The 18664-nt window shown below is 68.5% G+C and carries 15 protein-coding genes and 1 pseudogene; 11 read left to right on the top strand and 5 right to left on the bottom strand.

The features are described from left to right. The first annotated feature begins 76 nt into the window (after nucleotides 1-76). Nucleotides 77-682, top strand: a complete 606-nt coding sequence (locus AB0F43_RS04040) for a TetR/AcrR family transcriptional regulator (protein WP_360470294.1) — start codon at nucleotides 77-79, stop codon at nucleotides 680-682. Here AB0F43_RS04040 and AB0F43_RS04035 read toward each other — a convergent pair. Next, nucleotides 643-1884 carry an MFS transporter gene (locus AB0F43_RS04035; protein WP_360470291.1) on the bottom strand — a complete coding sequence of 414 codons (1242 nt, stop codon included), beginning with the start codon at nucleotides 1882-1884 and terminating at the stop codon, nucleotides 643-645. The genes AB0F43_RS04040 and AB0F43_RS04035 overlap by 40 nt on opposite strands. Continuing rightward, on the bottom strand, nucleotides 1881-2489 hold the full coding sequence (locus AB0F43_RS04030) for a helix-turn-helix domain-containing protein (protein WP_360470289.1): 609 nt from the start codon (nucleotides 2487-2489) through the stop codon (nucleotides 1881-1883). Before AB0F43_RS04030 ends, AB0F43_RS04035 begins: the two co-directional genes overlap by 4 nt. Nucleotides 2490-2562: 73 nt before the next feature. Between AB0F43_RS04030 and AB0F43_RS04025 the strand changes: the two genes are divergently transcribed. Genes AB0F43_RS04025 through AB0F43_RS04015 form a run of 3 tightly spaced genes read left to right on the top strand, consistent with a single transcriptional unit; the run spans nucleotide 2563 to nucleotide 3953 of the window. After that, complete coding sequence (locus AB0F43_RS04025) at nucleotides 2563-3168, top strand: dihydrofolate reductase family protein (protein ID WP_360470286.1); 606 nt, start codon at nucleotides 2563-2565, stop codon at nucleotides 3166-3168. A gap of 22 nt (nucleotides 3169-3190) precedes the next feature. Beyond that, nucleotides 3191-3715 (top strand): MerR family transcriptional regulator, encoded by a 525-nt coding sequence (locus AB0F43_RS04020; RefSeq protein WP_360470283.1) that lies wholly within the window; start codon nucleotides 3191-3193, stop codon nucleotides 3713-3715. A 19-nt stretch (nucleotides 3716-3734) separates the two neighbouring features. Next, complete coding sequence (locus tag AB0F43_RS04015) at nucleotides 3735-3953, top strand: hypothetical protein (protein ID WP_360470280.1); 219 nt, start codon at nucleotides 3735-3737, stop codon at nucleotides 3951-3953. 8 nt (nucleotides 3954-3961) lie between these two features. On the opposite strand, the gene AB0F43_RS04010 is transcribed toward AB0F43_RS04015, so the two are convergent. Further along, nucleotides 3962-4699, bottom strand: a complete 738-nt coding sequence (locus tag AB0F43_RS04010; RefSeq protein WP_360470277.1) for a DUF899 family protein — start codon at nucleotides 4697-4699, stop codon at nucleotides 3962-3964. 140 nt (nucleotides 4700-4839) lie between these two features. On the opposite strand from AB0F43_RS04010, the gene AB0F43_RS04005 reads away from it, so the two are divergent. Next, entirely contained in the window at nucleotides 4840-6066 is a 1227-nt protein-coding gene (locus tag AB0F43_RS04005) for a deoxyguanosinetriphosphate triphosphohydrolase (protein ID WP_360470275.1), read from the top strand. Between the two features lie 62 nt (nucleotides 6067-6128). Here the strand turns inward: AB0F43_RS04005 and AB0F43_RS04000 are convergent, their stop codons facing one another. After that, nucleotides 6129-8117, bottom strand: a complete 1989-nt coding sequence (locus AB0F43_RS04000) for a sialidase family protein (RefSeq protein ID WP_360470272.1) — start codon at nucleotides 8115-8117, stop codon at nucleotides 6129-6131. 101 nt (nucleotides 8118-8218) lie between these two features. Between AB0F43_RS04000 and AB0F43_RS03995 the strand changes: the two genes are divergently transcribed. Continuing rightward, the gene (locus tag AB0F43_RS03995; RefSeq protein WP_360470269.1) at nucleotides 8219-9460 is read left to right on the top strand and encodes an FAD/NAD(P)-binding oxidoreductase; all 1242 of its coding nucleotides are present in this window, start codon (nucleotides 8219-8221) and stop codon (nucleotides 9458-9460) included. Between the two features lie 225 nt (nucleotides 9461-9685). Continuing rightward, on the top strand, nucleotides 9686-11584 hold the full coding sequence (gene dnaG, locus AB0F43_RS03990; protein WP_360470266.1) for a DNA primase: 1899 nt from the start codon (nucleotides 9686-9688) through the stop codon (nucleotides 11582-11584). Between the two features lie 65 nt (nucleotides 11585-11649). Here dnaG and AB0F43_RS03985 read toward each other — a convergent pair whose 3' ends face one another. Continuing rightward, nucleotides 11650-12240: a tetratricopeptide repeat protein gene (locus tag AB0F43_RS03985; protein ID WP_360470264.1), complete on the bottom strand. Its 591-nt coding sequence runs from the start codon at nucleotides 12238-12240 to the stop codon at nucleotides 11650-11652. 349 nt (nucleotides 12241-12589) lie between these two features. Between AB0F43_RS03985 and AB0F43_RS03980 the strand changes: the two genes are divergently transcribed. The 4 genes and pseudogenes from AB0F43_RS03980 (at nucleotide 12590) to AB0F43_RS03965 (ending at nucleotide 18625) form a co-directional block, all read left to right on the top strand. Beyond that, nucleotides 12590-15910 (top strand): S8 family serine peptidase, encoded by a 3321-nt coding sequence (locus tag AB0F43_RS03980; protein ID WP_360470262.1) that lies wholly within the window; start codon nucleotides 12590-12592, stop codon nucleotides 15908-15910. Between the two features lie 107 nt (nucleotides 15911-16017). Then, complete coding sequence (locus tag AB0F43_RS03975; RefSeq protein ID WP_360470261.1) at nucleotides 16018-16866, top strand: DUF1028 domain-containing protein; 849 nt, start codon at nucleotides 16018-16020, stop codon at nucleotides 16864-16866. 368 nt (nucleotides 16867-17234) lie between these two features. Continuing rightward, nucleotides 17235-17678: pseudogene (locus AB0F43_RS03970) on the top strand (DUF998 domain-containing protein); the annotation flags it as partial. Nucleotides 17679-17899: 221 nt separating this feature from the next. Further along, nucleotides 17900-18625 (top strand): HNH endonuclease family protein, encoded by a 726-nt coding sequence (locus AB0F43_RS03965; RefSeq protein ID WP_360470259.1) that lies wholly within the window; start codon nucleotides 17900-17902, stop codon nucleotides 18623-18625. Nucleotides 18626-18664: the final 39 nt, after the last annotated feature.

The following is an 18664-nucleotide window of genomic DNA, read 5'->3' as shown; positions in this document are numbered from 1 at the left end:
TTGACTTGCAAACAATACGAACGGTCGTATTATTAGTTTGGAACGGGTCCAGGGTCAAGCGGAATAGGATCGGCGGGTGGAGAAGGTCGACGGGCGGTTGGTGCGGGGTGATCAGACCCGCCGGGCGGTACTGCGCCGGGCGGTGGACATCGCCTCGGTCGATGGGCTGGAAGGACTGTCGATCGGGCGGCTGGCGTCTGAGCTCGGGATCAGCAAGAGCGGTCTGTTCGCGCACTTCGGCTCGAAGGAAGAGCTGCAGTTGGCGACGATTCGGGCGGCGCGACGGATCTACGCGGATGCCGTGGTCACGCCGGCGTTCGAGGTCGAGCCCGGCCTCGGGCGGGTCCGGGCGCTGAGCGAGAGCTGGCTCGAGTACTCACGGCAGCGCGTCTTCCCCGGCGGTTGCTTCTTCGCCAAGGTGTCTCACGAGTACGGCGCTCGCGGCGGTGCCGTCCACGAGGCGTTGGCCGCCGTACATCTGGAATGGATGGGGCTGATCGAGACGACCGTGCGTGAGGCGGTCGAGCGCGGTGAGCTCGAGGCGGATCCGGCGCAGTTGGCCTTTGATCTCAACGCGTACTACGAGTCGGCCAACCTGGCGTCGATCCTGCACGGCAGTGAGTCGGCGTACGTCCAGGCGCGTCAGGCCATCCGGGCCAGACTCGAGTCGGCCGGCGTGTGAGTCGGGAGGTCACGGTGCCGGCGGATCGGGGAGAAGACGAGGACCAGGCCTGCCAGCGGGACACCGGCTGTGGTGATCCAGAGGGCTGGGCCGAGGCCGAGTAGTTCGCCGAGCGTTCCACCGAGCAGTGCGCCGAGTGGGATCGTCCCGTAGTTGACGAACGACGCTGTGGCGGTGAGTCGGCCGAGCAAGTCCGGCGGGCAGTACGACTGCTGGAACGTTGCCTTGACCACGTTGCCGCCGACCACGCCCAGGCTGACGCCGAAGCCGCCGACCAGGTAGAGCCACGGGCTCAGACTGCTCAGCGGGATCAGCAGCGCGAGAGTGGGGAGTCCGAGCTCGCAGAGCAGGAGTGCGCGTGCCGTGCCGAGCCGCGCGGCGAGGCGACGGCCGGCGAAGGCGCCGAGGATGCCACCGCTCGCGGCCGCGGCGATCAGGGCGCCGACCGTGCCGGCGGACAGGCCGGCCTCGCGCACCAGGAAGACGACCACGATGGTCTGGTAGCCCATCAGGGCGAGGTTCGAGACCGCGCCGAAGATCGTCAACGTCCGCAGCCAGACATCCTGAGCGACCAGCGTGATCCCGGCCCGGATCCCACCGGCTCGGCGGCCGTCCGTCGTACGTCGTTCTCGGTACTGGATCGCGGCCAGGCAGGTGAGGGCGACCAAGAAGGTGCTGGCGTCGACCAGAAGTGCGTTGGCTGGTCCGGCGTACTGGACGAGGAGGCCGCCGCAGCCCATGCCGGCGAGCTGAGCGGCCGACGCGCTGCCGTGCAGTTTCGCGTTGCCCTCGGCGTGATCGGCGGGGTCGAGAAGCGTGGGGAGATAGGCGGTGTAGGCGGTCTGGAAGAGGACGGCCGCGGCGCCCGCCAAGAGGGCGGCGGTAAGTAGTAGGTGGATCGTGAGTACGCCGAGCCACGCCGCGAAGGGGAGTGCGGCCAGCAGCACGCTGGATGCGGCCGAGGTGGCCAGCAGGATCGGCCGTCTGTTGCGTTGGTCGACCCAGGCGCCGGCCGGTAGGCCGATCAGCAACCAGGGCGCCCACGCGGCCGCGGTGAGCAGGCCGACCTGGAAGGTTGTTGCCTCTAGCATCGAGATCGCGATCAGCGGCAGTGCCACCGCCGAGGTCGCACTGCCGAACCGGTTGATCGTCTCGCCGATCCACAGCAACCGGAAGTCCCGGTGCCGCCGCAGCAGACTCACGACCGGCCGGTCCCGGCCTGACCGCGCGGCTCGGCGTCCTCCCGGTCCGGTTGGTCGGCGGGGGACGACGGGCGTGGGAACGACTGAAGTTGGACGATGACTCGCTCGGCGTTGGTGCCGTCCGCCTCGACTGTGGTGTAGCGCTCGATGACCTCGGCGATCTCCTCGTTGAGGGCGGTCAGTTGCGCGGGCGTGAGGCGGAGATCGCGCCAGTCGGACAACGCGGCGGCCTGTTGCCATTCGCCGGGCCAGTTCTGGTCGACGTAGGTGCGGACGCGGTCGAAGTACCGCTCGACCAGGTGACGAAGGTAGACGTCGAGTGCGCCGCTGGTCTCCGGATCGTCACGGAACTCGGACGGGTCGAGGACGGTCCGGCCCGGGATCCGCCACCAGCGCTCCCGCTTGGTGCCGCGCTCGACGTCCTCCTCGATGTAGCCGTGCTCGGCGAGCAGGCGCAGGTGCCAGCTGATCGTGCCGGTGTTCTCGCCCAGCCTGGCCGACAGCGTGGTCGACGTGGCCGGGCCGTCGAGCTCGAGCGCCTCGAGGATGTTCATCCGGAGTGGGTGCGCGAGTCCGCGCAGGCTGCGGGCATCGATCCGTCGCATGGATGCAGAGTAGTCTCTGCAGAGAAGACTCTGCAACATGGAATTGTCGGTGGCCGCGCCTAGCTTGGGCGGTATGCGGCCTCATGTGGTGGCTCAGGTGGCGGTCTCGCTCGACGGGATGACGTCGGGGTTCGACGTGGATCTCGCGCGCTTCTACGCGCTGGCGACCCTGTGGCAGGAGGACGTCACCCTGACCGGGGCCGACACGATCCTGGCGCAGGAGACCGCCGTACGGACCGCGCTGCAGCCAGGTCCGCGGCCGGACGGTCCGCTGCTCGCCGTCGTCGACAGCCGTGCGCGGGTGCGGTCGTGGGAGGTACTGCGGCAGCTCGGCTACTGGTCCGACGTACTCGCTCTGTACGCCGACCAGACGCCGGCCCGGTCGCCTGACAGCACGACCCGCGAGCTCGTCACGGGCTACGAGCGCGTGGATCTTGCCGAGGTTCTGGACACCCTCGGAGATCGTGGCGCTCGGGTTGTCCGGGTCGACTCCGGTGGTGTGTTGCTGGGCGCCCTTTTCGACCTGGGGCTGGTTGACGAGCTTGCCCTGCTGGTCCATCCGGTCGTCGTCGGTGCCGGGCGCCGCTGGTCCGAAGGGCACGAGTTCGGCCTGCAGCCGGTCAACACCGAGGTCTTCGAAGGCGGAGTCGTCTGGCTGCGGTATTGCGTCTCCACCTGATGGAGACGTCAGAGTTGGCGCCATGACGAACATCCTTCTGTCGATCGGCGAGCTGGCCGAGCGCACCGGACTCGCGGTCCGGACGATCCGGTTCTACTCCGACAGAGGCGTGCTGCCGCCGACCGACCGGAGCCCGGCCGGCTACCGACGCTACGACCTCGACGCCTTGGCCCGGCTCGAGCTGGTGCGCACGCTGCGCGAGCTGGGTATCGACCTGCCCACGATCCAGCAGGTGCTGGAACGCGAGCGTACGGTCCCCGACATCGCGGCCGCCCACGCCGATGCGCTGGATGTTCAGATCCGTGCGCTGCGGATCCGGCGGGCGGTCCTGCGGACGGTGGCGCGGCGCGGCTCCCAACCCGAGGAGTTACACCTGATGCACCGGCTGGCAGAGCTGACCGACCTGGAACGGCGCCGCCTCATCAACGATTTCATCGACGAGGCGTTCGGTGATCTGGACGCCAATCCCGAGCTGGTCGAGCTGCTGCGGTCGGCGGTTCGTCCGCCGCACGGTCGAGCAAGCCATCTCCGACGGCATCGCGCCTGATTCTCCTGCGGCTGAGCCGGTGCTGGCTGCCTTGATCGCGCAGTACGGCGTAACGTTCGGTGAGGCGGACAGTCCGGCGTACCGGGCTCGCCTGGTACGCCGGCTGGAGGTCGCGTCCGACCCGCTGGCCGAGCGCTACTGGTATCTGCTCGCCGTGGTCAACGGTTCGGAACCGCCGCCGTCGCTGGCGCCGGTGTTCCGCTGGTTCCTGGCTGCCCTACGGGCCCATCCCGCCTGACAGAGCTGTCAGTGGTCGGCGGTGAGGTCGTCGTTGCGGCCGGCCTCGAGGCGCGACCAGTGGGAGATGGGACGGCCGTTCGCGGTCAGGCCGCCGGGTTCCCAGTCTTGTGGCCAGCCCTCGGGTGAGTCCTCGTGCGTCTCCTGGCGCCCGTACACGGTGAGATCCATCAGCGAGTAGCTATTGTCCATCACCTCGACGCCGCGGACGGTTGTCCACCAGGTCTCGAAGACACGGTCGCCGTCGCGGACGTAGCAGACGAGGTGCATCCGGCCGATGACCCGCCCGACAAGGAGTGTGTCGAGCGAGTCGACTGCTGAGTACCACGGCATCGTCCAGCCCATGAAGTCCGCGTACCGCCGGCTTTCGTCGTACGGGCCCTGGCAGAAGACGGCGTACGTGATGTCGCGGGAATGCAGGTAGGACAGCTCCGAGACGTGGGTGTTGCACCAGGTGCAGCCCTGGCACTGCTCGGCCGCGGGGTGGCCGGGGTGCCACATGAAGTAATAGGCGATGAGCTGCCGGCGGCCCTCGAACGCGTCGAGCAGGGTGAGCGGTCCGTTGGGTCCGATCAGCTCGGTGTCCGGGTCCACCTCGACCATCGGCAGACGCCTGCGCGCGGCGGCGATCGCGTCACCTTCGTGGGTGTGTGCTTTCTCCCGGACCCTGAGGGTGTCGTTCTCCGCCTCGAAGGCTTCCCGGTCGACGATCGGCGGGAGGCTCGCGGTCGTGCTGACGTCCGTCATGACTTCCTCCTGTCGTTGCTTCTTCTCGGTCATGATCGGGACGTCGGAGCCGGTGCGGCCGTCTCGACCTGGTCCTCGCGTTTTTGTTCCCTTTGCGTTGTTCACAAAACTGTCGGTCCTGGCGGTTACTGTGAGCTTTGATGAGGAAGCAACATGAGTGGTACGACGAGCATGACGCCGAGCGGTGGGTAGCCGAGCCGGTCAAGCGGCCGGGGCGGACGGCCTTTGCTCGCGATCGTGCGCGCGTACTGCACAGTGCCGCCTTGCGCCGGCTGGCCGCGAAGACGCAGGTCGTGACAGCAGGTAGTGACGACTTCGTCCGGAATCGGCTCACCCATAGTCTCGAGGTCGCGCAGATCGGCCGGGAATTGGCGGCGACCCTCGGTTGCGATCCGGACATCGTCGACGCGGCCTGCCTGTCGCACGATCTCGGTCATCCGCCGTTCGGGCACAACGGTGAGCGGGCGCTCGACCAGGCCGCGGCGGGGATCGGCGGGTTCGAGGGGAACGCGCAGACGCTGCGCCTGCTCACCCGGCTGGAGTCGAAGGCCTTCGACCCGGCTGGCCGCAGCGTCGGTCTGAACCTGAGCCGGGCCACGCTGGACGCCGCGACGAAGTACCCGTGGCCGCGGCGGCTGGGAGAGCGGAAGTTCGGCGTGTACGACGACGATCTCGCCGTCTTCGAGTGGTTGCGTCAGGGGGTCGGCGACCGGCGCTGCCTGGAAGCGCAGGTGATGGACTTCGCCGACGACGTCGCCTACTCGGTGCACGACGTCGAGGACGGAATCGTTGCCCACCACATCGACCTGGCGGCGGTCGGTGCGGAGCGGGCGCCGTACTGGGAGATCGTCCGCGAGCTGTACTTGCCTGAGGCAACCGACGAGGAGCTGGACGAGGGCTGGCGGCGGCTGACCCGGTTGCCGTACTGGCCAGCTTCGCCGTTCGACGACAGCCGGCGGGCGCTCGGCGGGTTGAAGGACCTGACCAGTCAGCTGATCGGGCGTTTCTGCACAGCGGCCGAGCAGGCGACGCACGCCGTCTTCGGGCGATCCCGCCTGATCCGCTACGAGGCGGACCTGATCATCCCCGACGGCATCCGGGTGGAGATCGGCCTGCTCAAAGGGGTCGGGATGTTCCACGTCCTCAACTCCCCGGAACGCCAGGCCCGCCGCGCCTCCCAACGCGAACTCCTCACCGAGCTCGTCGACGCGCTGTGGAAGACGGCACCACTGCATCTCGACGCGCCCCTCAGAGCTGACTTCCTGCAGGCGCCCGACGACAACGCCCGCCTACGCGTCATCGTCGATCAGGTCGCCTCCCTCACCGACCCCTCGGCCCAGGCCTGGCACACCCAACTGGTCGCCTGAACCCGCCAGACCTGGCCCAACAGTCGGTTGTCTGGAGGTGCCAGGTCCGTGCGGGTTGGTCGTCAGCCCACCGAGGTGAACGGGAGGTTGAGGCCGAGCTGGGAGGGGATGGGTTTGTTGGTGAGACGGAGCTGGTCGAGCTCCTCGGGCGACAGTGCGCGGCGGTAGACGCGGACCTCGTCGATGGTGCCGCGGAAGCGGTTGACCCCGTCGAGTCGCTGGCCGACGTGGATGCCTTGCACACCGAACTCCTTGCCCGCCGTGACCGAACCGGGCGGTGCGACGGCCGACGCCACCTCGACGCCGTCGATCAGCAGTCGCAGCTTGCCGTCACCCCGCTGCAGCACCACGTGGTGCCACTGGTCGTCGTTGTAGGCCGACGACGACTGCACGCTGACGGTGAACCGGTCGATGATCAGCATCGCCCGGATCCGTTTGCTCTCCGGCTCGGCGCGCAGCCAGAACGCCGGTGTCGTCCCCGAGCCGACCCGATAACCCCACAGGATCGAGTGCGCTCCCGTGGTCGCGCCGTACTTGATCCACGAGGTCAGGGTGAAGTCCTCCGCGCCGAGGTCGATCGACCGGTCGAACGGCACCTCCACCCGGTCGTCCACCCCGTCCAGCGCCAGCCCGGTCCCGAACTTGCCCTCGGCAACGGTCGCGCCACCACGGACGTACGCCGGATTGTGGGCCGGACCCATGTCGGGCGTGGTCGGTCCAGGCTCGGGCGGCCCGGGGATACCAGGGGGAGTGCCGTTCGGGGTCTCCAGATAGGCCTCGTTGAACCGCGCGTACCGGATCGTCTCGTACGGCGTCCAGTCGCCTGCCTCGTACAGCAGGGCCGCCTGGTCGCCGTGGAGCCGCACCATGTCCGAGTAGGCCGTCGGCCCCCAGTAGAAGACCTTGCCCTCGTTCCAGCTCTCCCACGTCCGCGCCTCGTCGTACGACGATCGGATGGTCATCACCTCGCGCGCGGACGGATGCGCCGGCGCGGAGAACAGGATGCGGTTGCGCCGATCGCCATCCGGCCGCGAGCTGAAGCGAAGCAACGAGCCTTGGACGTCGGGCATCACGAGCCGGGGCAGCGTCCGGAAGGGCCGGTCGAAGGTCTCGCCGCCGTCGCCGCTGATCGCGTACGCGCGACTTCCCGGGTCGGTGCCGCGTTCACGGGCCAGTGCGTAGATCCGGCCATCCGTCAGTTCGGCCACGGTGACCTCCTGGGCGATCACCTCGCCGTCGTCGCGGGAGGTGGTTGCGCCGATGTGCCAGGTCTGCCCGGAGTCGTCGCTGTAGAGCAGGTGGGTGCCGTACACGTGCGGGCCGACGCCGTCGTACGTCTCGAAGCTGGCGCCGACAATCAGACGACCGGCATGTCGACCGTGCTCGAGCTGGATGCCATGCATCGGGCCGGTCGCGTACCAGAAGTTCCAGCTCGGCAGCTTGCCCTCGGTCATCGCGCGTGGCGTCGTCCAGGTCGCGCCGAAGTCGTCGCTGGTCTGGACGTACGGGTCGCGGTCGCAGCCGTTCATACAGGGCGCCGGACCGTTGTGGGTGGTGACGAGGACAATCCGGCCAGTCCGATTGTCGACAATCGGAACGGGGTTGCCATGCGTGCTGCCGTTGCCTTCGGACACCACCTGCAGCGGGCCCCAGGTCGCGCCGCCGTCGATCGATCGCCGCAGTACGACGTCGATGTCGCCGTCGTCGCCACAGTCCGCGACCCGCCCCTCGGCGAACGCCAGCACCAGGCCGTTGGTCGCCCGCACGATCGCCGGGATCCGGAAGCACGCGTACCCGTTCGTCTTCTGCTGGAACAGCACGTTGTCCTCGTGCAACGGCACCGCCTCAGACGCCGGCACCGCCTCAGACGCCGGCACAGCCTCAGATCTCGGCGCGGCGTCAGGTGGCGGCGCTGCGTCGGGCCTCGGTACGGCGGAGGCCGCGACCGGTGAGTCCGGAGCGAGGCGGGCGGAGGCGGCCGGAGGTGCTGCGAATGAGGCCAGCAGTGGAACCAGTGCAAGCAGGGCGGTGGTTGCGAGACGAGGTTTCATGCGCATGGCTCTCCTGGCAGGACATAGGACGTATGATGTCTTGCGAAAGGTATGCGATGAGTCGCGCGCGCGACAAGGGCTCGACCACTAGAGTCATGCGCATGACCGATGCAGAGCAGATTGTCATCGTCGGCGCGAGCCTTGCGGGTGCGACCGCCGCGGAGGAACTCCGGAACGACGGCTGGACCGGCGGCATCGTCCTGATCGGCAGCGAGGCCAAGCTGCCGTACGAGCGACCACCGTTGTCCAAGGGCGTCCTGCTCGGCAAGGACCAGACCGAGGTCGCCCAGCTGCACGATCAGCAGTGGTACGACGACAACAGCATCGATCTGCGACTCGGCACGACCGTCACCGGCATCGACACCGCGGCCCACACCGTCACGCTCGACGACGACTCACAGTTGTCCTACCGCAAACTCCTCATCGCGACGGGCAGCCGCGTACGGCGCCTCGACGTACCCGGTGCCGACCTATCCGGAGTCCACTATCTGCGCACGGCCGAGGAGTCACAGGCCCTGACCGACGCGTACGCCGCGAAGCCGCGAGTAGTCGTGGTCGGCGCCGGCTGGATCGGGCTCGAGGCCGGCTCGGCTGCCCGGGAGCGCGGCTGCGAGGTGACGGTGGTCGAGCCACAGTCCACCGCGCTGGCCAGCGTCCTCGGGGAGCAGGTCGGTGAGCTGTTCGCCGATCTGCACCGGCAGCACGGCGTGACCCTTCGCTTCGGCACTGGGGTCGAGGGATTCGAGGGCACCGACAAGGTGACCGGCGTACGGACTTCCGACGGAGACGTCATCCCCGCCGACCTGGTCATCGTCGGCGTCGGCGTTCAGCCGAACACCGAACTGGCCGCGGAGGCCGGTATCGAGGTCGCCACCCCGGACAACGGCTCCGGCATCGTGACCGGCCCGGACCTGCGCACCTCGGCGGAGGACGTGTACGCGGCCGGTGACGTGGTCCGGTGGGAGCACCCGCTGTTCGGCCGCCCGGTCCGGGTCGAGCACTGGCAGAACGCGAAGGACACCGGGAAGTCGGCGGCGAAGGCGATGCTCGGCCAGGAGGTCGCGCACGACGCGATCCCGTTCTTCTTCACCGATCAGTACGACCTGGGCATGGAGTACGCCGGTGACGTTCCGCGCGGTACGTCGTACCAGGTGGTGCTGCGCGGTGATCCGGCGTCGGGCGCGTATCTCGCCTTCTGGCTCGACGACGACCGGCGCATGCTGGCCGGGATGCACGTCAACACCTGGGGCGCGATCGACGCCGTCCAGGACCTGATCCGTTCGCAGAAGCAGCTGGACCCAGCGCGGCTCGCCGACTCGTCGGTGGACCTGTCCGAGGTCTGATCCAGCGGGTAAGCGACGTACGCGAACGACGTGCTGTCCGGCGACCAGCCCGGCGCCTCGAACAGCAGCGTGGACGAGCTGTGGACGAGACGCTGGTCGCCGGTGCTCGCGTCGACGACGTACAGCTCGGCGCGCTGGCCCTCGCGGAAGGTTCTCGGCACGGAGTTTTCCCCAGATCGTCGTCCGGTGGGGCGGATGGCTTGGAGATGATCGTAGGCTTACGGGGTGGCAGGCAGGATCAAGGACGAGGACATCGCGCTGGTGCGCGAGCGCGCCCGGATCGACGACATCGTCGGCTCGTACGTGACCTTGAAGAACGCCGGCGGTGGGTCGCTCAAGGGTCTGTGCCCGTTCCACGACGAGAAGTCGCCGTCGTTCAACGTCACCCCGTCGCGGGGATTCTTCTACTGCTTCGGCTGCCAAGAGGGCGGCGACGTCATCGACTTCATCCAGAAGATCGACCAGATCACCTTCCACGAGGCGGTCGAGACGCTGGCCGCGAAGGTCGGCATCCAGCTGCGGTACGACGACTCCGGTGCGCCGATGCAACGCGGCCCCGGCAACCAGCGGCCTCGGCTGGTCGAGGCGCACAAGGTCGCCGCGGAGTTCTACGTGGAGCAGCTGTTCGGCGCCGCCGACGCGAAGCTGGGACGGCAATTCCTGGACAAGCGCGGATTCGACAAGGACGCCGCGGTGCACTTCGGCGTGGGCTTCTCGCCGCGCGGCGGTGAGGCGCTGACCAACCACCTGCGCGGCCGCGGGTTCAGCAACGCGGAGCTGGTCGCGTCCGGGCTGTCGGCGGAGGGCCAGCGCGGGCTGTACGACCGATTCCGCGGCCGGCTGATGTGGCCGATCCGGGACGCGTCCTCGGAGGTGATCGGGTTCGGAGCCCGGCGGCTGTTCGACGACGACCGGATCGAAGCGAAGTACCTGAACACCCCCGAGACCCCGATCTACAAGAAGTCCAAGGTCCTGTACGGCGTCGACCTCGCCCGCCGCGAGATCGCGAAGGGCCGCCAGGCGGTCGTCGTCGAGGGCTACACCGACGTGATGGCCTGCCACCTGTCCGGCGTCCAGACAGCCGTCGCCACCTGCGGTACGTCGTTCGGCGACGATCACGCGCGAGTGCTACGTCAGCTGCTGCTCGATCACGACCAGTTCCGCGGCGAGGTGATCTTCACCTTCGACGGTGACGAGGCCGGCCAGCGGGCGGCGCTGAAGGCGTTCGCGGGGGACCAGGCGTTCGCCTCCCAGACGTACGTCGCGATCGAGCCGGACGGGCTCGATCCGTGCGACCTGCGACTGCAGAAGGGCGACGCGGCGGTGCGTGAGCTGATCGGCCGGCGGGTCCCGCTGTACCGGTTCGTGCTCGGGAACGTGTTGTCGAAGTACGACCTGGACCGCGCGGACACCCGGATCGACGCACTGCGGGACGCGGCTCGGCTGGTGGTCAGCATCCGCGACCGGTCGAAGGTGGACGCCTTCACCCGTGAGCTCGCCGGGCATCTGGGCATGGAGGTCGACCAGGTTCGCTCGGAGGTGTACCGGGCGGCGTCGCGGCCTGCTGTCTCCAACGAGCGGTCGCACCCGGTCGTCGTACAGGGTGAGGCTCCGCCGCCACCGCCACGGGTCGACGTGCCGTCGCCGCGGGACCAGCGGTTCGTGATCGAGTGGGACGTGCTGAAGGTCGCGATGCAACATCCGGCGCTGGTGGGTGTCGCGTTCGACGAGCTGGACGACCACGACTTCACGCATCCGTGGCTGGCCGCGATCCGCGCGGCGATGGCGAAGGCGGGCGGTCCGGCCTCCGCGGCTCCCGGTGAGGCCTGGGTGGTCGCCGTACGCGATGCCATCGGCAACGATCCGGCCGCGGCGGTGGTCGGCGCGCTGGCCGTCGACCCGCTCCGGCTCGGCCGCGAACCGGACGAGGCGTACGCCCTGGCGCTGCTGGCTCGATTGCAGGAGTTGACCTGTGCACGGCGGATCCAGGACCTGAAGTCCAAGCTGCAACGGACCAACCCGATCGACCGGGCCGACGACTACAACCGGATGTTCGGCGAGCTGATCGCACTCGAGGCCTACCGCTCCGAGCTGCGCAAGAAGGCGATCTCCGGCGCCCTCTAGGGTTCTGCTTGCGCCAACGACCATTCGCTTCGCGACGTCGCATTCCTCCGGACCAGGCGCTGACGTCAGAGGGATGGCAGTTGGGTGGTCAGGTCGGCCACCTCAGCGGGTGCCACCTTGGAGAGTTCGGTGAGGAGCGCGCGGGCTCGAGTCGTGTCGCCTGTGCGGATGAGGAGCTCGGCCAGGTAGAGGTGGACCGGAAGCCGCTCGGCCGCCGTGGTGTCTGGGTGGCGGGTGAGCGCGGCGTCCAGGACGGCGATCGCGTTCGTCTCGTCCCCACGGGCATCGGCCTGTCGGGCGGCCGTACGCAACGCCCGGTCAAAGGGGCCCTCGGCAACCGGTTCATCCGGTTCGTCCTGCCTGGCCGTGATCCGCAACCAGTTGCCGCCGGGATCGACCACACTGAAGCCACCCGGGGTGCCCTGTTTCCGCCGCGGCCGGGTGATCTTCGGAATCCCCTGAAGCGGCAGCCGGCCATACGCCGATCGAAGCGCGGCCGCGAACTCCTCGTAGACCGCGCCGGTGTCCGGGACCGCCAAGATCACACTCCCGTACGACTCCTCCGGCACGAACCCAGGCACCGCGGCGAAGTGCAGATCCAGTTCGTCACGACTGACCGCCAGATACGGGTTGGGCCGCAGCTGCCGATAACCCACGACGAACCCAAGTGCCTCATAAAACGGCTGAACATCATCGATAGACCGACACGGCAGGATCGGCACGGCATGCGCGAACACCGCATTATCGTACCCCCTACGAAAATCGCTTCGGAACCACTCCTCCGAGGCCCAAGCCGGCCCCAGCGCGCAAGCGCCCGCCGAGCAATCACCGGCTGGGGCGCGGGGATACTGCCGTTGTGTGACAGATAGGGCACACAGGGTGAGATAACTTGGGTCAGGGCTGGACCGTGACTGCGGAGAGTCACAAGGCTCAGGCTATTGCGCTACCTGGCTGGGACGGAGTGCACTGCTCCTAGCTCAATCGGGCCAGGGGAGGGACCGGATCATGACTCTGTCGGATACGCCTGCGCATCGCGCCAAGCGTCGTACCAAACATGGCGCCGAACGTCGTACCAAGGCTCGGCCTGTTGCCGTGTTCGCCGCCGTACTCGGGTTGGCGGCCGCGACTCTCGCCGCGCTGCCAGGGGCGGCCGCTCAACCGGGGGGAATCGACCGTGCCGACGCGGCGGCGAGCCGGCCGGATCCGAAATCCGACAAAGACCTCGGCGAGGCGGACCGGGCGAGGATCGCCGCGGCCCAGTCCGCCGGGAAGAAGACAGTGACACTGTTGGTCGCCGCGGAACCCGGCAAGCTGTCGACTGCCGCCGGTCAGCTGCGCGCCCTCGGCGGCGTCGTGCTGAAGTCCGATGGGGCCGTCGACTACCTCAAGGTGGAGATCCCGACCGGGAAGGCCGAGCAGGCTGCGCGGCTGAGCTCGATCGAGGCAGTGGACGTCGATGGGCTGGTCCCGATCGACGACCCGCAGCCGGAGGGCGCCCAGCAGCCGACCCCGCAGACACCGCCCGACGCGAACACCCCGCGGATCAACCCCTACCTGCCCACAGGCGACACCCAGGCTGCGCAGTTCGCGATGGCCAACCCGCAGTGGGACGGCCGCGGCACCACGATCGCGATCCTGGACTCGGGTGTCGACCTCGACGTCCCAGCGCTGCAGACCACAACGACGGGCCAGCCGAAGATCGTCGACTGGTACAACGCGAACTCTCCGACCTCCGGTGATGCCACCTGGATCAGCACCACCGGACGATTCACCGGCACCTTCACCTCCGGCAGCCGTACCTGGACCGCACCCGCGACCGGCGGACCGTACGCGTTCGGTCTGCTCCGTGAGGCGGCCGGCGAACTCGCCCAGGGTGAGCTCGGTGGCGACATCGACCGTGACGGCGTGACCGCCGAGTCGATCGGCGTACTGCAGGACCGCACCACCAAGCAGGTGTACGTCGACATCGACCAGGACGGCGACTTCACCGACCAGACCCCGATGATCGACTTCAAGGTCAATCGGGACGCCGGTCACCTCGGCACCGACGACCCGGCGACCGCCGTCAAGGAGAGCGTCCCGTTCGTGGTGGTGACCGACAGATCCGTGTACAACCCGAACTCGGATGCGGGCTCGGTCGTCAACCTGGGCATCGCCGGCGCGCAGCACGGCACCCACGTCGCCGGCATCACCTCCGCCAACGGCCTGTTCGGCGGAGCGATGAGCGGTGCGGCCCCGGGTGCGCAGCTGATGGCGGTCAAGGTCTGCCTGACCACCTCGTCCTGCACCAGCAGCGGCCTGGTCGACGGCGTTCTGTACGCCGCCCACAACGGCGCCGACGTGGTCAACATCTCGATCGGCGGCCTGCCCGGCCTGAACGACGGCAACAACGCCCGCGCGCTGCTGTACAACCGCACGATCGACGAGTTCAACATGCAGATCTTCATCTCGGCCGGCAACAGCGGCGCCGGCGCGAACACCGTCGGCGACCCGTCCGTGGCGACCAACTCGATCAGCGTGGGGTCGTACGTCACCAGGGCGACCTGGCTGTCGAACTACGGCTCCGACCCGTTGAACGACAAGGGGCTGCACCCGTTCTCCTCGCGCGGCCCGCGTGAGGACGGCGGCTTCAAGCCCGACATCGTCGCGCCGGGCGCGGCGATCTCCACCACGCCGCTGTGGCAGCCCGGTGGTCCGGTGACCGGCACCTACACCCTGCCGCCCGGCTACTCGATGCTGAACGGCACCTCGATGGCCGCCCCACAGGCCGCCGGCGCCGGTGCGTTGCTGGTCAGCGCGTACAAGGCCACTTTCGGCAGCCGGCCGACCGCTGCCGCGCTGCGCAGCGCGATCCGTTCGAGCGCTGCCTATCAGCCCCAGCTCGGCGCGTACGAGCAGGGCACCGGCCTGTTCGCGGTGCCGGCGGCCTGGGATCAGCTTCGCGCCGGACAGCGGCCGAACGCGATCACCGCGACCGTGCCGGTGAACACGGTGCTCAGCGACCAGCTGGCCACGCCGAACGTCGGTGTCGGCATTCACGATCGCGAGGGCGTCACACTCGGGGTGAAGTACAACCGCACGTACACCCTGACCCGGACCAGCGGGCCGGCCAAGCCGGTTCCGCACGTGGTGCGATGGGTGGGGAACGACGGGGCGTTCAGCTCGCGGGCGAAGGTCAATCTGCCGCTGAACGAGCCGGTCGATTTCTCGGTACAGGTCAATCCGTTCAGTCCCGGCGCGCACTCCGCCGTACTGCAGCTCGACGACCCGACCACACGCGGCGTCGACCTGATCACCATGAACGCCGTGTTCGTGCCGAACGACCTCACGGCTGCCAACGCCTACACGTTCCAGGCAAGCGGCACCATCGGCCGCAACGCCACTCGGCATTACTTCGTCCGCGTGCCTGTCGGCGCCAGCGCGCTCAAGGTGGACCTGACCGGCGGCGGGGCCGGCGCGGGCGCCGGCCAGATCCGGTTCCTGCGGTACACCCCACAGGGCCTGCCGCTGGACAGCACCTCGAGCCTGAGCTGCTACGACCCGGACGCGGGCTCGGGCTGCGCCAACGGCACAGCGCACAGTCGCACGGTGGTGAACCCGCAGCCGGGCGTCTGGGAGCTCGTGGTGGAGGCACGCCGTACCTCCGACGTACTCTCGGCGCCGTTCGGGCTGACCGCGACTGTCCTCGGTACGGCGATCTCGCCGAACCCGGACGTGGTGTCGTCCGCGACCATCGGTACGCCGCAGGTCCGCAACTACACGGTCACCAACCAGCTCGCCGGATTCACCGGCCGGCTCGTCGGCGGCGGCGCGCTGGCCAGTACCCAGACCCAGCGTCCAACGGTTGCGCACCTGGCGTCGCAGACCTTCGACGTCACCCTGCCGGCTGGTGTTACGTCGTACACGATCCGGACCGGGAACGCGTCCGATCTGCGGGCGGACATCGATCTGCTCGTCTTCCGCTGCGCGCCTACCTGCGTGCTCGTAGGATCCAGTGGCGGCGCGACGGCTGTTGAGCAGGTGACGCTCACCAACCCACCGGCGGCGCTCTACCGGATAGAGGTCGACGGCTTCTCAGTGCCGAGTGGCAGTACGGCGTACGACCTCGTCGACTCCTACGTGTCGCCGGCGCTCGGCACGCTGACCAGCAACGACGCCGACGCCAGCCACCCCTCTGGCTCGTCATGGACGCCGACCGCGACCCTGACCGTCACTGGGGAACCGGGTGCGGGCCGCAAGATCACCGGCACCCTGACCGTGCAGACCGACGCCGGCGTCACCGTCGGCGCAGGCTCCCTGATCGTCGACACGGTGACCCAGCCGTGACGACGAATCCTTACTGACGGCGAGGACCTCCTGGCGCATCTCCAGCGCCAGGAGGTCCTCAACCATCGGACGAACGGCCGGCCGGATCCGGCAGGCTGGAGAATGCGATGACCTTCTCAATCGTGGCGTTCGATCCGGACTCCGGTTCCTCAGGAATCGCGGTCGCCTCGAAGTTCCTGGCGGTGGGCGCGGTGGTGCCCTGGGGCCGGGCCGGCGCCGGCGCGGTCGCCACCCAGGCCATGGCCAACCCCTCGTACGGGCCAGACGGTCTCGATCTGCTCGCCGACGGTGTTTCGGCTGATGAGGTAGTGGCACAGCTGACCCAGTCCGACAACGAGCGCGAGCACCGCCAGGTCGGCGTAGTCGACGCCCAAGGTCGAGGCGCAACCTTCACGGGCACCTCCTGCCTGGACTGGGCGGGCGGCCAGGCCGGTGACGGGTTCGCGATCCAGGGCAATATCCTGGCCGGCCCGCAGGTGGTGGCGGCCATGGCCGACACCTGGAAGGAGCGCGCCGGTGAGGCATTCGAGCGGCGACTGGTAGCGGCGCTGACGGCCGGCGACCAGGCCGGCGGAGACCGCCGAGGCCGCCAGAGCGCGGCACTCCGCGTGTGGCGCTCCGGGGCCGCGTACGGCGGCGCCCTCGACATCGCCATCGACCTGCGCGTCGACGACCACCCAACGCCAATCGACGAACTCCGCCGTCTACTGGACCTCCACGACCTGTACTTCGGCAAGCCAACTCCAGAGAGCTTGCTGCCACTGGAAGGCAAGCTGGCCGCCGAGGTAGCCAGAGCCCTGGAAACCCTCGGCTATCCCACCGCCGACGGTGCCCGGTTGCTCGAGGCCCTAGAAACCTGGGCGTCCACAGAAAACTTCGAGGAGCGCCTAGTGCCAGGCAAACTCGACCCGGTGCTCCTGGACCAACTCCGCCACCAGGCCCCCAAGGCCTCCTGAGCCCTCATTCCCACGCCGAGCATGCACAGAACCCCTGCTCGACGATCTCGGTGACCACCTGCCCACCGAGTGTCCGGCCGCTCATTGCAGCGCGTGGGATCAGGCGTAACGTCAGAGGAAGAGCCGCCGTCAGGCGGCCAAGAGGGAGCCGCGATGGGTACCCAAAGCTACCTGCGCGCAGCAGCGCATCCCGTTGCCAGTCATCGGAGCCTGCGGCTAGCTGGAACCGCCGGTTTGGCGATGTATCCAGCCTTCACGATCGTCGTCGTCCTGCTGACCTGGCTCGAATGGGACTTCTTACATCGAACGGGCTGGACGGTCGTTGACGACAACACAGTGAACTACCCCAGCACTTTGGCACTGGCGACTACGGACTTCTGCAATCACTCAACTTCCTCGTCCTCGGCGTGCTTGCTGTCATCTTCGCCCAAGGTTTGCGCACTCAGTTCGTTCACCGCTGGTCGGGTCTGGTGGCCACCGTCGGCCTCGCGGCGGTCGGCTTGTCTGGGGCTCTCAGCGCGTTCGTCACTGACTTGCCAGGAGAGCCGGCCAGTTGGCATGGCAACCTTCACGGTTTGGGATTTTTCCTTCTCATGCTGGGCTCGGCAGTGGCTTTCGTCGCCGGCGGACTGGCCTTGCGGGGCGCGCCAGGTTGGAAGGGGTACTGGCTGTACTCATTGCTGAACATCCCCCTGGCCGTCGCGGTCGCAGCGGCGCTCTCACCGTTTGGGCAAGTGGCTTTCTATGGCTTGGTCACCGTGCTTCTCGCCTGGTTCGCGGTGATGGGCCTACGGCTTCGCCAACTTGCCTGAGCCCACCACGGCCTCACCCACCGACTGCCCCCTGGTCGTCCACATCGGCGAGGATATGGCCTCCATGACGCCACACCGGCCCCGTCCCCTCCGGTCTGCTCTCGTTAGGGGACAGGGCACATGTGGGTTCAGAAGAGCCCTATTGCGTAGCGGCTGAGATGAGGCTGAGCCGCTACGTGTGGCGGGTGAGATTCGGGTCAGCCGTACCCTAAGGTCGCGGGATGCGCACCGTACTTGCTGCCCTGATCGTGCTCGGCTTCGCGACTGCCGGGTGCGCCTATCCGGTAGCCGGCGTCGACCCGGCCGAGTCGAACCCACCGCCTCGAGCCACACCCACCAGCAATCCCGTCACCGTTCAGCCGGCGGCCGGCACGGCCAAGCTGATCTCTGCCGAACTCCGCCGCATCCGTGTCATCGCCGCCCGGCCCGATGTGCCTGGATACAAGCGAGACCAGTTCGGGCAGGCCTGGACCGACGACCACGCGGGCCGCGGTGGCCACAACGGCTGCGACACGCGCAACGACGTACTCACGGCCCAACTGACTGCGGTGCAGTACCGCGGTCGCTCCAGATGCGTCATCATCGCCGGCACCCTTCCCGCCGAGCCCTACACCGGTCGCCGCGTCGAGTTCCGCAAGGCCGCCGCGAGCAAGGTGCAGATCGACCACCTGTATCCGCTGGCCCGTGCGTGGGACATGGGCGCGGCCCGCTGGCCCATGCAGCGGCGCATCGACTTCGCCAACGACCAGGCCGCGAACCTGCTGGCTGTAGACGGGCCGGCCAACGCGTCCAAGAACGACGCTGGACCTGGCGAGTGGATGCCCCTCAACCGCGGCTACCGATGCACCTACGTACTGCGGTACCTCCAGGTCGCCCGCAAGTACGCGCTCCCGATCACCGCAGCCGATCACGACGCCGCCGAGGCGATCACCCGATCCTGCCCTTAGGAAGCCGAGCCAGCTCACCGGTAGCGGACTCGTCATGAG

It is taken from the genome of Kribbella sp. NPDC023972, from assembly GCF_040639075.1.
Lineage (GTDB): Bacteria > Actinomycetota > Actinomycetes > Propionibacteriales > Kribbellaceae > Kribbella.
This window is presented reverse-complemented; position numbering and strand designations above follow the sequence as displayed.